At 41.2% G+C, this 14,097-nt stretch carries 17 protein-coding genes; 14 read left to right on the forward strand and 3 right to left on the reverse strand.

Going from position 1 to position 14,097, the window contains the following annotated elements:
- The first annotated feature begins 168 nt into the window (after positions 1–168).
- From MHH89_RS05015 to MHH89_RS05040, 6 genes are all read left to right on the forward strand, one after another.
- On the forward strand, positions 169–918 hold the full coding sequence (locus MHH89_RS05015; RefSeq protein WP_076129295.1) for a sulfite exporter TauE/SafE family protein: 750 nt from the start codon (positions 169–171) through the stop codon (positions 916–918).
- Positions 919–1,107: 189 nt separating this feature from the next.
- On the forward strand, positions 1,108–2,151 hold the full coding sequence (locus MHH89_RS05020) for a LacI family DNA-binding transcriptional regulator (RefSeq protein ID WP_340398189.1): 1,044 nt from the start codon (positions 1,108–1,110) through the stop codon (positions 2,149–2,151).
- Between the two features lie 10 nt (positions 2,152–2,161).
- Entirely contained in the window at positions 2,162–3,322 is a 1,161-nt protein-coding gene (locus MHH89_RS05025) for a Gfo/Idh/MocA family protein (RefSeq protein ID WP_076185992.1), read from the forward strand.
- A gap of 25 nt (positions 3,323–3,347) precedes the next feature.
- Positions 3,348–4,070 carry a ThuA domain-containing protein gene (locus MHH89_RS05030; protein ID WP_076129298.1) on the forward strand — a complete coding sequence of 241 codons (723 nt, stop codon included), beginning with the start codon at positions 3,348–3,350 and terminating at the stop codon, positions 4,068–4,070.
- A 20-nt stretch (positions 4,071–4,090) separates the two neighbouring features.
- Positions 4,091–5,194, forward strand: coding sequence for a Gfo/Idh/MocA family protein (locus MHH89_RS05035; protein WP_076278996.1), 1,104 nt, complete (start codon positions 4,091–4,093; stop codon positions 5,192–5,194).
- A 75-nt stretch (positions 5,195–5,269) separates the two neighbouring features.
- Positions 5,270–6,064 (forward strand): hypothetical protein, encoded by a 795-nt coding sequence (locus MHH89_RS05040; protein WP_341086478.1) that lies wholly within the window; start codon positions 5,270–5,272, stop codon positions 6,062–6,064.
- Positions 6,065–6,153: 89 nt separating this feature from the next.
- On the opposite strand, the gene MHH89_RS05045 is transcribed toward MHH89_RS05040, so the two are convergent.
- A complete protein-coding gene (locus MHH89_RS05045; RefSeq protein ID WP_076280729.1) occupies positions 6,154–6,975 on the reverse strand; it encodes a DUF2785 domain-containing protein in 822 nt (273 codons plus the stop codon).
- A gap of 28 nt (positions 6,976–7,003) precedes the next feature.
- Positions 7,004–7,888 (reverse strand): helix-turn-helix domain-containing protein, encoded by an 885-nt coding sequence (locus tag MHH89_RS05050; RefSeq protein WP_076185982.1) that lies wholly within the window; start codon positions 7,886–7,888, stop codon positions 7,004–7,006.
- Between the two features lie 124 nt (positions 7,889–8,012).
- Between MHH89_RS05050 and MHH89_RS05055 the strand changes: the two genes are divergently transcribed.
- The 3 genes from MHH89_RS05055 to MHH89_RS05065 are packed head-to-tail and all read left to right on the forward strand — an operon-like array spanning position 8,013 to position 10,465.
- Positions 8,013–8,900 (forward strand): sugar phosphate isomerase/epimerase family protein, encoded by an 888-nt coding sequence (locus MHH89_RS05055; protein WP_341086481.1) that lies wholly within the window; start codon positions 8,013–8,015, stop codon positions 8,898–8,900.
- An 18-nt stretch (positions 8,901–8,918) separates the two neighbouring features.
- Positions 8,919–9,950, forward strand: a complete 1,032-nt coding sequence (locus MHH89_RS05060) for a Gfo/Idh/MocA family protein (protein ID WP_076280728.1) — start codon at positions 8,919–8,921, stop codon at positions 9,948–9,950.
- Positions 9,951–9,991: 41 nt separating this feature from the next.
- Positions 9,992–10,465: a GNAT family N-acetyltransferase gene (locus MHH89_RS05065; RefSeq protein WP_341086483.1), complete on the forward strand. Its 474-nt coding sequence runs from the start codon at positions 9,992–9,994 to the stop codon at positions 10,463–10,465.
- A 63-nt stretch (positions 10,466–10,528) separates the two neighbouring features.
- On the opposite strand, the gene MHH89_RS05070 is transcribed toward MHH89_RS05065, so the two are convergent.
- Positions 10,529–11,023, reverse strand: a complete 495-nt coding sequence (locus MHH89_RS05070; protein ID WP_076217920.1) for a hypothetical protein — start codon at positions 11,021–11,023, stop codon at positions 10,529–10,531.
- A gap of 170 nt (positions 11,024–11,193) precedes the next feature.
- On the opposite strand from MHH89_RS05070, the gene MHH89_RS05075 reads away from it, so the two are divergent.
- The 5 genes from MHH89_RS05075 to MHH89_RS05090 are packed head-to-tail and all read left to right on the forward strand — an operon-like array spanning position 11,194 to position 13,805.
- Complete coding sequence (locus MHH89_RS05075) at positions 11,194–12,060, forward strand: S66 family peptidase (protein ID WP_340398056.1); 867 nt, start codon at positions 11,194–11,196, stop codon at positions 12,058–12,060.
- Positions 12,011–12,202 (forward strand): DUF2569 family protein, encoded by a 192-nt coding sequence (locus MHH89_RS31280; RefSeq protein ID WP_445739123.1) that lies wholly within the window; start codon positions 12,011–12,013, stop codon positions 12,200–12,202. The genes MHH89_RS05075 and MHH89_RS31280 overlap by 50 nt, the downstream gene beginning before the upstream one ends.
- Positions 12,203–12,232: 30 nt before the next feature.
- Entirely contained in the window at positions 12,233–12,760 is a 528-nt protein-coding gene (locus MHH89_RS05080; protein ID WP_076278990.1) for a ClbS/DfsB family four-helix bundle protein, read from the forward strand.
- Positions 12,761–12,775: 15 nt separating this feature from the next.
- Positions 12,776–13,291, forward strand: coding sequence for a TlpA family protein disulfide reductase (locus MHH89_RS05085; protein WP_341086485.1), 516 nt, complete (start codon positions 12,776–12,778; stop codon positions 13,289–13,291).
- 10 nt (positions 13,292–13,301) lie between these two features.
- Positions 13,302–13,805, forward strand: a complete 504-nt coding sequence (locus MHH89_RS05090) for a GNAT family N-acetyltransferase (RefSeq protein WP_341086486.1) — start codon at positions 13,302–13,304, stop codon at positions 13,803–13,805.
- Positions 13,806–14,097: the final 292 nt, after the last annotated feature.

Raw genomic sequence — 14,097 nt, forward strand, 5'->3', positions numbered from 1 at the left:
TTTAAGAAACGTTAAATTGCATGTTAATCCTCTATCAATATCTGTTTTAGAATAATTAATATGTTATAATTAGAAGAGTGGAAATAAGGAATGTATTCAGATGTTCTGGAAATGTGAGGACTTTATGCACAATTACGGATGGATGAGATTAGGAGGAGGATTAAGCGATTGAGCGTTACAATAATTACACTAGTCGTAGTAGCAGTATTTATAGGTGCCTTAATGAGAACCGTGTTTGGTTTTGGTGAAGCGATTGTGAGCATGCCACTGCTTGCACTGCTCCCGATTCCTATACATACTTCAGTTTCTTTGATTGGATTGGCAGGCCTCACGGTTGCCTCACTTACAGTTGTGAGTGGGTGGCGGCATATAGAACGACCTATCTTGATTCGATTAGCACTCTCAACAGTGATAGGAATTCCTGTAGGACTTGTCATGCTTTATTTAGCACCTGCAAGTGTAATTATGACTGGACTTGGTATATTTTTGATTGTTTATGGAGTTTATTCGGTGATTAAGAAGAGAATAGTTAAGACGATCGATCATCCCTTGCTTAAGGCAAAAGGCTGGGTGTATCCTTTCGGATTCGCTTCGGGTGTACTTGGCGGTGCTTATAACTTTAATGGTGTCCCTGTCGTGATCTATGGAACTTTACGACAATGGAATCCGGATCGTTTTCGGGGTACGTTGCAAGCTCATTTTCTTATTTCTGGTGTACTCGTTGTAACGGGGCATGCTATCGGGGGATTGTGGACGGTGGATGCTCTTGTTCTTTATGGATATTCTATTCCAGCAATTCTCTTAGCTACGGTCCTTGGGGTATATGTGAATAAACGTATTCCTGCTAAAAAATTTGAGAGTTACTTATTTCTGATTATCATTTTACTTGGTGTCCTAATGCTAGTGCCTCGCGGATAGTTGAAAAGAAAAAGAAAGACGTTCTTCCCCCTTACTGTATATGAACGTCTTTTAAATTTATCCAATCTTAGGGTTGACGAAGAGCCTTGTTCATGAGAAAATGTACGCGCGTACATTAAATGAATGCGTTTTCTAATAGCGAATTGAACGAGGCTTAATGTCACTGTTCATAACCTATGAGAAGGAGGAATTTATATCGCCAGCCGTAAAGAGGTTGCCGAGCTTGCAGGTGTCTCAGAAGCCACAGTGTCTCGCGTGTTAAACAATGTTGGTCCGATTAAGGAAGAAACGAAGGAACGTGTGTTGGCAGCTGCACTGAAGCTAGGCTATACCCCTAGTTCACTTGCTCAGAGCTTTGCTCGTAGACGGAGCGGGAACTTGGGTGTAGTGATGCCTTATTTGCCGAAAGCCCGCTTGTTCTCCACTTATTATTTTTCGGAAATATTAAGTGGAATAGGGAGCAAGGCGCGAGAAGAGGGTTATGATCTGTTAATGCTGTTTCGGAATGCCGAAGCGCCAATGGATTATAACGAGTTGTTTAAGATGCGGAAGATCGATGCTTGCATTGTGCTTGGCGCTAAAGAAAAGCCAGGTGAGCTAGCCTCACTCCGCCGTTTGAAGGAAGAAGACCATCCTTTTTGTCTGATTAATCAGCATTTTGCTGGGGAAGCTTTTCACGAGGTGGATGCCGATCATGTCGAAGGAAGCTGGCAAGCAGCTAAACACTTACTGGAACAAGGTTTTACGAGGATTGCTTTTCTAAATGGGCCAGAATCTTATTCCAACAGCCGAGATCGTTTAACGGGGTATACCCGCGCTTTGGCAGAGGTGAATCTTTCTGTAGACTCTTCACTTTTGTTCGAAGGTAACTTTAGCCGGAAAAGCGGAATTATAGCTGCCAAAGAAATGTTGCCTTTGCTGAATGAGATTGATGCGATTATGGCCGCCAATGATCGGATGGCCATAGGTTTGCAGCAAGGGCTACAGGAGCTAGGAATACCAAGGGATCGCCTGCCAGCTATTGTGGGTTATGATGATTCGGAAGCTGCGGAGCTTACCACACCTGCATTAAGCAGTGTGCGGGTTCCCTTTTACGAACTAGGAGAACTTGCTGCAGCCCAAATCATTGAATTGCTGGGAAACAATCTGGCAGAAGTACCCGCACCAGCCGTACAGATCAAATTACCGACAGAACTAGTTATACGAGCTTCATCTAAATCTATCAACACTTAGGAGGAATAAGATGAAACAGCTTCGCATTGGAATGATCGGTTATAAATTTATGGGTAAAGCCCACAGTAATGCTTATCGCAGTTTGCCTATGTTTTTCCCGAAAGCGCTTAAACCGGAAATGTCTGTAATCTGTGGACGTAATAGTGAAGCGCTTGGAGAAGCTGCATCGCAGTTAGGCTGGGCGGATTGTGTTACGGACTGGAAGGATCTGATCGCTCGAGAGGATATTGATCTTATAGATATTAATGCTCCCAGCAACGCGCATAAGGAGATAGCTTTGGCAGCAGCCAAAGCAGGTAAACATATTTTTTGTGAAAAACCACTTGCGCTGACCTTGGCGGATTCCCGTGAAATGCTGCAAGCTGCTGAAGACGCGGGAGTTACACATATGGTTGGTTTTAATTATCGCTTTTCTCCGGCAGTTCGACTGGCTAAGAAGCTCATAGAGAGTGGGCGGCTGGGAAAGATTTATCATTTTCGGGCTTGGTTTCTACAAGATTGGATAATAGATCCGGATTTCCCTTTAGTATGGAGACTGCAGAAGGATATCGCCGGTTCGGGTTCGCATGGAGATCTGGGGGCGCATCTCATAGATTTGGCTCATTTCTTAGTAGGTGATATGAAGGAAGTAATCGGCATGAGCGAGACCTTCATAAAAGAGCGTCCGCTCGCCGCTGAAATGACTGGTTTAAGCGCTAAAGGAGATAAGGATGCACCCAAGGGTAAGGTTACCGTTGACGATGCCACCTTGTTTTTAGCCCGTTTTGATAATGGTGCTCTGGGCAGCTTTGAAGCTACAAGATTCGCAGCGGGTCATCGCTCTACCAATTCTTTTGAGATCAATGGAAGTCTTGGCAGTGTGAAATTCGACTTTGAACGTATGAATGAATTGGAAGTTTATTTGACCTCGGATGCCGAGGATGTGCAAGGTTTTCGCCGTGTGCTGGCGACCGATCCTGCTCATGAGTATGCAGAGGCTTGGTGGCCGCCTGGTCATACGATTGGTTTTGAACATACGTTTATTCACGAAATGCTGGAGCTTTCTAACGCAATTGAAGAAGGTCGTCAGCCAGAACCAAATTTCAATGATGGAGTGAAATGCCAAGCGGTGTTAGAGGCAGTAGAACGCTCTATTGATGAACGCCGGTGGGTCGATTTATCTGAGATGTAATCTAACCTTAGAAGGAGTGCTGAAGATGAGAAAAGCATTGATTGTATGGGGCGGTTGGGAGGGTCATGAGCCTGAGCAGGTAGCGGATATATTCGCTAAAATGCTGCAAGAGGAACAGTTTGAAGTTGAAGTATCGAATACACTGGAGGCTTTTGCTGATGCAGATAAGCTTCTTGGACTAGATTTGATCGTTCCGGTATGGACGATGGGTACAATCGAGCAGGATTTTGTGAATCATGTCTCCGCAGCTGTACAGCATGGAACAGGTCTTGCCGGTTGCCATGGCGGGATGTGTGATTCTTTTCGTAATAATGTAGATTGGCAGTTTATGACGGGTGGACAATGGGTAGCTCATCCTGGGAATGACGGCGTTAACTATACCGTAGAGATTTGTCAAAGCTCAAGTCCTCTGGTAGAAGGATTAGAAGATTTCAGCGTTTGCTCAGAGCAATATTATCTGCATGTAGATCCAGCTGTTGAAGTGCTTGCTACGACTCGTTTTCCAGTAGTTGAAGGACCTCATTCGTATAATAAGGCTGTTGATATGCCAGTAGCTTGGACAAAACGTTGGGGCTTGGGCAGAGTTTATTATAATTCACTGGGGCATCATGCGGACATTGTAGATCAGCCGCAAGTGCGTGAAATGATGCGTAGAGGGTTAATATGGGCAGCTGAAGGTAAAGCGCAAGCATTATCCAATGTTTCGGGGGTTAATAATAGTTATAGTGGAATGGCAGACAGTCAATAAATTCTGGGAGCGATCAGCGAATGGATAAAGTCAAAGTTGGTATTATTGGATGCGGTAAAATCAGTAGTATCTATATGGAGAACTGTCAAAAGTTCGAGATCCTTGATCTAGTTGCATGTGCGGATTTAGATTTGGTGAGAGCACAAGAACAAGCGGATAAATACAATATTCCAAACGTCTATACCACAGAACAATTACTGAATGATCCAGAGATAGAAATCGTAATCAACTTAACGATCCCAGCTGTTCATGCGGAAGTATGCCTGAAAGCTATTGAAGCAGGTAAACATGTATACGTTGAGAAACCTCTAGCTGTGACGAGAGAAGAAGGCCGCAAAGTTCTGTCAGCTGCGCGGGAAAAGGGAGTACTTGTGGGCAGTGCACCGGAGACATTCTTCGGTGCGGGAATTCAAACGGTTTTGAAGCTGATAGATGAAGGAGTAATTGGCGAACCTGTTGCAGCTACTTCGTTTATGCTGGGCCGTGGACATGAGCATTGGCATCCAGATCCGGAATTTTATTATGCCGCTGGTGGAGGTCCAATGTTCGATATGGGTCCTTACTATTTGACGGCTTTGGTGCAGCTGCTGGGTCCTATTCATACGGTTAGCGGAATGACTGGGAAAGCGCTGGAAGAACGTACGATTACAAGCGAGAAGAAATTTGGGAATAAAATTCCTGTTCAAATTCCAACTCACGTAGCCGGAACCTTACGATTTGAAAATGGTGCCATTGCAACGTTGATTACAAGCTTTGATATCTTTGGCGGGAGCAACCTGCCACATATAGAAATCTACGGAACGCTAGGAACGATTCAAGTTCCAGACCCGAATAACTTTGGGGGTCCCGTGAAACTCCGGCTTATGGGTGAGAATGAGTGGACGGAACAGCCGTTGTTGTCAGGGTATGATCAGAATACCCGCGGGATTGGACCAGCAGATATGGCTTACGCCATTCGGACGGGTAGAGGGCATCGTGCCAGTGGAGAACTGGCTTATCACGTATTAGAAGCAATGTGGGCTTTCCATGATTCTTCTGATGCTCATTCATTCTACGAAATGGAAAGCACCTGCACTCGTCCGGCGGCACTTCCAATCGGTCTTGCTCCTTACACTTTGGATTAGAGAATTCTTCCTGAAACTGCAACCTATCACTTCCGGTCTTCGTTTGAGAAGATGAAGAGTGGAGGTGTTAATAGGATGTGTAAGATAATTATTGGTTGGATATGGATTCCCGTTGTTATTTTGTTAATCAGTGGCTGTTCAGAGGCTCAACAAGCGAATAAGGAGCCGGTTCCAACTCCTGTAATTAGTTCAGAACCACAAATTTTAGCTTCTACGAACCCCGCAATGGATGATCCAGGCGCGGTTAAGACTTTCTTATCTGCTCAGAAGATTCCTAACGGAGATATTTATCTGCAAGATAACAAGGTTCATATTAATATTGTAGGTTTGAACTCGGAGATTGAGCAAAGCTTTGCTCAGACTTTCACTGCAGGTACTTATGAGCTTCATGATGTGAAATATACGATGCAAGAGTTATTATCTGCTCAAGAATTGTTGCATGAACAAGAACTATACCAGAAGCTGAATCTCTACGGCTCTGGTGTAGATACGATTGGTAATAAAGTAACTATAACCATTCCGTCAGATGATGCGGAAGCAGCTAAGCTTGAAATTGAAAAGTGGATCGATCCAAAGATGTTGACCTATGATATTTCAGAAATAGGTGATCCGCATGTAGTAGGTACAATCGTTGATATCGATACTAAACAGGCGAAACGGATTCTAATCCTTGAACCTGGTAACGAAGATCCATCTTACTGGTTCACATTCAATGCGAAATCTGAAATGTTTAATGAAGCTGGAGAGACCATCAGCTTTAAGGATTTACAGGTTGGACAGCAGGTTAAGTTATGGAATACAGGGATGGTGCTGGAATCTTTTCCCGCGCTTGCGAGTGTGCGGAGGATGGAGCTAGCAATTACTGAATAATCTATTAGACCCGTCAACAGGTAGCAAGTGCTCCACGTATTTGAACTGTAGATGGAAAGTGAGGGTGCTCTAACCCTCACTTTTTTTAATTAGGAATAGTATACTTTTTCTACTTTATATAATGTATGCTCGATTGTTGGACAGAGATTGGCATGTACTTTGTAATATTTAACTCGAAAATATAAACTTTTCAAAAAGTTCTTTATATTATTTTTTTGTTTAAAGGCAGGAAGAAATTCTGGATTTTTCTCCACATCACCAAAACTTTGAATCCATTGCTCTACATAAGTCTGACTAAGCATTTTTCTATCTAAAACACTCATTATGGACCTTACCATTCGCTCATCTTCCCCATCGGAGTATATTCGGTCTGTTATGGTCATCTTTTCGTAAACCAAATCGAGGATAGTGAAGAGGTCATTTTCATCCAGTTCGGAGCATTGAGCCAATTCATCCAAAGTATCTGCTGCATGGGCTATAGCATGAGCCCAGCCTTTTTCTTCGTCATACCCCCGGTAATCCCGCTCATTTTGCACACTGCAAAATACCTTCTCTTTTATCTGATGAATTTGCTCTCTTGAGAGAAATGGTGATTCTTTATGCCTCATGAAGAGGAGTGGGATGACTAGCATAGAGAAGGATCTAGTAAAGACAGAGTCTGTATTGGTTTCACCAAGCTTAAAATGCAAATGGTTTTTATCCAAGATAACGGGTATAAGTTGTTCCAGTTCATTTGTAGTTAGAGAATTACCTGGGATCCAATGTGATAAGGTTGTATAAATTAGCTCATCCCGTAGTTGGGCATCTAAAGAACCAATGTTATTTATCATTTCTTGTACCAACTGGAAGGTATCGGGAGGTGCTTGGTAATCATTTTCTTTTATGCATATCAACGTTTCTTTTAAATTCATTTTATAATCTCCTATTTTCCAGTGTGAATTATTTTCTAATACCGGATGGTGTAGTTCCTTTATATTGCTTAAACAGCTTGGTAAAATAATTAGGATTGTCGCAGCCCACTCGTCCAGCAATCTCCGTTACAGTAAAATCTGTCTCCAGCAACAGTCGTTCTGCTTCATTTACGCGGCAAAGATTAACATAATCGATGAAGGTTCGGCCGGTGAGCTTCTTAAAGGTTTTGCAGAAATGGTATGGATTTAGATTAACGGATCTCGCGGCGCTTTCAATGGTCATTTTCTCATCAAAATGGTTCTCCATGTACTCCAGCAGTGGCTTAAAACGCTCACGATTGAAGGATTGACGTTCATTTGTTCTGCCAGACACTTGTTCAGGCAAAAAGGTACGGGAGAGCAATACAAAAAGCAGATGAAGTTGATTTTTGATGATCAGCTGAAATGCAGGACCTTTCTGATGCACTTCATCCACGATAGTGTTCAGAAGAGAGTAATAAGTAGAACAGGTTGGAACTAGTGCTGCTGGTTTAACTGGTAGCTGATATCGATTCTCCAAATAGGGAGCTACGAATTGTTCATGTTGAGGATCTTGCTTCCAATCTTTAAATAAAGAACTATGAAATACGACGGATATAAATCGGACATGATCATCCCGCAGACTATATCCAACATGCAAACCTCCAGAAGGAACAAACAAAACCTCTCCGGGATGCAGTTCGTAGGGCTTGCTGTCGATGTGGAAAATGGCGCTGCCTGCTTGCATGATAATGATTTCGAAATGCTCATGCCAGTGTAGAAAAAGGATGTTCTGGCCGATTTTCGCATGTCTGCATTCATTAAAAAACAATCGAAACGGATAGGTGTTTCCTTCTAATTGAGGGTATTCTTTAAGATCATTAGGATAGCTCAATATTTATTCAACTCCCACAATATACGACTATATAAACACAATATAATAAGAGTTTTAAGCTCAAATGCAGTATATACTCGGGTTATAGAACTTACTATAAACCAATATTGGAGTGGTACACAAGATGAAGGATACAATGCGTATAGGTACATTAGTTGGTGGCGGAGATGCTGTTAGAGTGATTCCGCAAATCGTAGGTCATGGCTTCGAATCTTTTAGCTTAACCTTCTGGCAGACTACAGGTGAAACAGATCTTGTGGAAACTGGTAAGCGTGTGCAAGAACTTGCGGCAAAACATGATTTTGTGATTTCATCGGTTGGCATCTTTGGCAATCCTTTGACGAATACGGGTGACAATTCCGATGCATTAGCGAGCTGGGAACGGCTTATTGATCATGCTCATGTATTTGGTACTGATATGGTATCAGGATTCACGGGGCGACTACCAGGAGTGTCCATTGATGAATCGATTCCGAAGTTTGCCGAGGTATTTGGTGAGCTGACAAAAAGAGCAGCAGATCGCGGAGTAAGAATTGCTTTTGAGAACTGTTCCATGGATGGCAATTGGACTTCTGGGGACTGGAATATCGCTCATCATCCAATAGCCTGGGAAAAGATGTTTAACGCTGTCCCTGCTGACAATATGGGACTCGAATGGGAGCCTTGCCATCAGATGGTGCAGTTGATTGACCCGATCCCACAGCTGCGCAAATGGACAGATAAGATTTTCCATGTACACGGCAAGGATGCCACCATCGCTTGGGATATTGTAAAAGAATATGGAATCCACGGCCCGAAACCTTATGTATGGCACCGTACTCCGGGTTTTGGTGATACGAACTGGACGGATGTTATCTCCATTTTGCGTCAGGCTGGTTATAAAGGCACCATTGATATTGAAGGTTGGCATGATCCTGTCTATCGGGATGTACTGGAAATGATGGGTCAAGTACATGCCTTGAATCATTTAAAACAATGCCGCGGGGGCAGCTTTGTGCCTAATCCGCTTTAATAAGTCAGGGGGAGAAATATGACAGCACAGTATCGGGTAGTAGTTGCAGGTTGCGGAGGAATGGCTAATGCATGGATTGAATACGCTTTATTGCGTCCAGATACTAAGATCGTTGCTCTAGTAGATATAAGGTTGGAGTCAGCTGAGGCGATGGCCGCGAAGCATGGGATTTCATGTCTGACGTTTACGGATATTAAGCAGGCGATACAGGAGACCGCAGCAAATCTCGTCTTTGACGTTACTGTTCCCGGAAGTCATTTCAATATTTCTAGCACTGCATTGGAACTTGGATGTAATGTGTTTAGTGAGAAACCTTTAGCTGAGACTATGGAGGAATGTAATAAGATTGTTGAGATCTCGGAACGGACTGGAAACGCTCATGCTGTGATGCAGAACCGCCGTTATGATCCTCGTATTCGTTCTTTAAGAAAAATCATAGAATCAGGAACGATTGGTAGAACAGGATTTATCGGTGCAAGCTTTTTCCTTGGGGCTCATTTCGGGGGATTCCGTGATGTTATGAAAAGTCCGTTGCTGCTGGATATGGCGATTCATACCTTCGACCAGGCCCGGTTTATTAGTGGCGCGAACCCTGTGTCCGTATACTGTCAGGAGTTTAATCCTCCCGGTTCATGGTATGAGGGGAATGCTTCGGCAGTGTGCATTTTCGAGATGTCCGACGGTTCAATATTTACCTATCAGGGATCTTGGTGTGCAGAAGGTGCATCCACGTCATGGGAAGCTTCTTGGCGGGTTAACGGGGAGAAAGGAACCGCAATCTGGGATGGTCATGAGCTGCCATATGCTGAGGTAGTTACTGCAGGAGATCAGAGTGATAAGTTCATTCGTGACGTAAAGCGTGTAAATGGTGAAAACGTTGAGATGAGTAAAACATTCCATCAAGGGTGTTTGGATGAGATGTTCTTGTCATTAGCAGAGCAACGTCCTGCAGAGACGAATTGTAGAGATAATCGGTATAGTATGGCAATGGTGTTCGGAGCGCTGGAAAGTGCTGAATCTGGCCGGAAAATCGATCTAGTGGAGTTTTGAGATTGACTTCTGTTACTACAATCGCCAGCAAGGAGATCAAAATGAATATTAGAGCTTACCGAGAATCGGATCTTAGTCAAATTGTCTCATTGTTCTACGAAACAGTTCATTCCGTAAACAAACAAGACTACTCACAGGAACAGCTGGATGCTTGGGCACCTAAAGAGGAAGAGGCCCTTAAGCTTAATACTTGGAGAGCTTCTTTACGTCAAAATATCACTTATGTAGCCGAAATTGATAATATTATTGTGGGCTTTTCTGATATGACAGCAGAAGGACATTTGGATCGATTATATGTTCACAAGGATTACCAAGGGCAAGGTGTAGCCTCTGCATTGGCGAATAAGCTTGAATTAAAAGCAAAAGAACAGGGTCTTTATGAAATGGATACCGAAGCAAGCATCACTGCTAAACCTTTTTTTGAACGATTGGGGTACCAGCTTATTGCGAAACAAAGTATAGAACGAAAAGGTGTTCTGTTGGTCAATTATAGGATGAGCAAAAAAATAATGTGATTCAAAAAAAGCAGGTTGCTCATTAGAGCAGTCTGCTTTTTATGATAAGAAGGATATTCAAATTTACCCATCAATCAAGTTCATTAATGCTACAGTATCAAATCGATCCCCTTGCACTAACCATTTACCGTCCACATCAAAGAGAGTCAATATACCTTCCAAAGGTACACGTTTACTTTCTTTGTCATCCTTATCCAATAAAACAAGATCCACCGTATATTTTAACTCGACAATATCCTTTTTTTGTTCGGAAAGGTTGAATTTTAGGTTTTCCGGTTTTAAAGAAAGCTTTTGTGTATCAGCGATTTTAAATGGGATAGTTGTAATTCGGTTCGCTATAGCTTTTTCGGAAAAGTATTCTGTAAAATACGGTTTCATCTCTTCATTTCGCGCAAGAATGGATTCATCAGACATTAAATCCTCAGAAGCCTTGACGGTATATTCTACATTTTTATATTTCTCTGCGGCTTTAGTAGCATCATCTACTTCTGAACTACATCCCATAATTAACGCCAGGGATAATAATATCATGCTTAATATCAACGGTGATTTACGCATTAGTACACCCCCAATGTATTTGATCTTGCATTATTATACTTATATTACCATGTTGTGGTTTCATAATTTCAAGAAGAAAATGATTCAAATCCCTAAATATGGTATGGTGTAAATATGATCGTAAATTTGAGGAGATTAAACTAAAAAGTAGAATCGAAAGGATTATTAAAATGAACACAACCTTAAAATTTACTCACGGGAATAAAGTAGGACTGATTGCTTGTTCAGATGGTGTGAGAGTAGAAAACCTAGCAAAAGTAGAGGAATTAAAAAGAGTTTTGCATTCATTTGGACTCCATGTAGTGGTGGCTAATACTTTGTTTAGAAAAGAGGGTTATTTCAGCGGCAATCCCATGGAAAGAGCAGTGGAGCTGAATCAACTATTTAAAAATACTGAAATTAGCGCGATATTCGATATTTCAGGTGGGGATTCTGCCAATCAGATCTTAGAGTACATAGACTATGAAAGTATCCGAATGACCCCCAAACCCTTTTTTGGAATGAGTGATTTGTCAGTTATTTTGAACGCTTTATTTACGCAAAATAATTCGAAATCGTATCATTATCAGTTGATGAATTTAGTGTCTTCTGATGGGGCGGAGCAGCAAAGGGCTTTTTATCGAACATTCTTCGAGGGTCAAAACGATCTTTACGATTTCCGGTATCATTGGGTTCGTGGTAACCAGATGAGCGGGATAGTAATCGGGGGAAATATTCGCTGTTTTTTGAAGCTGGCAGGGACAAGCTATTTTCCGGATCCTTGTGACAAAATATTATTGTTGGAGAGTTTAAGTGGCAGAGCTAACAAAATAGTCTCCTTTTTTGCTCAGCTCCAGCAATTGAAATATTTTGATGCTTGTGCTGGATTGATTCTAGGCTCGTTTTCAGAACTTGAGAACTTTAATGAATTCCCGATAGTAGAAGAGTATGTGAAGGAAATTAGCCATTCCGCCTCCATTCCTATTATAAAGACAGCCGAGCTTGGGCATGGCAGTAACAGTAAGTGTATTGTTGTGGGTGATAAAATCACTTTGTAAAATTCTTTATCAAATTCCGCTTGCCAGAGAACTTGGAAATGGAGATTCACTCAAAGGGATCATTAGGTCAGTGTTTACGTGTGCAATTTGGACTGCATATTTATTGAAATCAGAGCGAGTACATAATACGTTTGTAAAGTAATTTAAAAAAGTGTTTTAAAGGAGGGGTATGATGTCTACACAAGATTATCTATCAAAAGAAGAATTGAAAGATGCGATTCATATTGCCTATCAGTCTCTTGATCATGAATTTGATGGCATTGAGCACTCCCAAAGAGACAATCGTATGGAAGGGGTTGATCGTACCCCAGCAGAAATCATTGCTTATCAATTGGGCTGGTTGAATCTTATTATGAAATGGGATAAGGATGAAAAAGCAGGGTTAACCGTTATTACACCTTCACCGGATTATAAATGGAATCAGCTTGGCGGATTATATCAATCGTTTTATCATACATATGCTGCCTACTCATTAGACGAGTTAAGATCTTTATTTCAAGAGACAGAGCATCAGTGGCAGAACTGGATTGATTCTTTAAGTGATGAAGAACTTTTTACGCAAGGCGTGCGGAAATGGACAGGAAACAATCCAAGATGGCCAATGGTCAAATGGATTCATATTAATTCAGTAGCACCGTTTAAGACTTTTCGTTCTAAAATTCGCAAATGGAAAAAGCTTAATGTAACTAAGGAAGTATAAAAGGACGGATGATTTTTGAAGAAGATATCTATTATTGTAAGTACATTTATATTTTTGATTGCATTAAGCTCGATTATATTTGTCGTAGTAAACAACTCTTCTAAACCTATTAAGAGTCCTGATAACATTGAACTAAAAGAGTTGGCGAATGGAAACAAAATACAAGTGGACTTCTCGGAGAAACCCACTATATTCGTGTTTTTCACCTCATGGTGTCCATATTGTAATGACGACGCTCCTAAGATTGTCTCATTGTATGAGAAATATAAAAATAGAGTGAACATATACGGAATCAATTTGCTTTATCAAGATGATCTTTCTGATGTAAAACAATACGTGGCGGATTACAACATTAAGTATCCCGTTCTCCTAGATGAAACAGGTGATCTCCATAAACAATTTGGTGAACAAGCTTTTCCAGCGTTGTTTTTTATAAACTCTGATGGCAAGGTTATGGATCAAATTATTGGCTCGACTGATTTTGACGCAATTGAGAGCTCGGTTAAGATTTTCATTAAAAACTATGATTAAGGAGGTTGAAATGAATACGATCCATTTAAAAGTTTTTGCAGCAAAAGATCAATCGGATGTAGATATATTTTGGGGACTTTTTAATAGTTACATTAATGAATTATCTCTCCACGTATCTATGGGCGATGATTTTGACCTGGATTACTTTTATTCAGACGAGTATAGAGAGATCATTGAAGAGCTAAGAACAAGAGATATAAATCCTTTAAATTTGTTTCTTATACATAAGGACGGTACTGTGCTTGGATTTTTAATGTATGTTACTTATTTTGATGAGGGTGGAAAGTGTTTTTTAATGGAGTATTATATTGAACCTACGTATCGGAATTTAGGGTATGGTGAATTTGCCTATTCAATGGTCGAAAAACATGTTTATGCAGACGGTGCAAAGTATATCGAGTTAACCCCGACTAATGATGCAAATGAAAGGTTTTGGCGCAGTGTGGGGTATATGAAATCATCGGATATGGATGAGGATCATAAATACATTTATCGGAAATCACTTTGTATCTAAACCGTAAGGAGTTAATCCCTATGATCAAAAAAAGAAAGAAACTCATAATCATCACCGCATTTCTTTCATTTTTGCTTCTGATGCTGATTGTAGTCTATATAATAAATCCTCAACCTGTTATGTAGAACCAGATTTTACAGAGGTCACAACAACGATACTTTTGAACGATATTGATCCAGACGGATTTAACGCGGATGTGATCGCCCATTCAGAAATTAATAGATGGTTTGGAATCTTTGTCAGGTTTAGTGGAGCTTATTGATGGATTAAATAATGTAAAAGATTTCAAAAC

Source organism: Paenibacillus sp. FSL H7-0323 (assembly GCF_038002725.1).
Classification (GTDB): Bacteria; Bacillota; Bacilli; order Paenibacillales; family Paenibacillaceae; genus Paenibacillus_AQ; species Paenibacillus_AQ odorifer.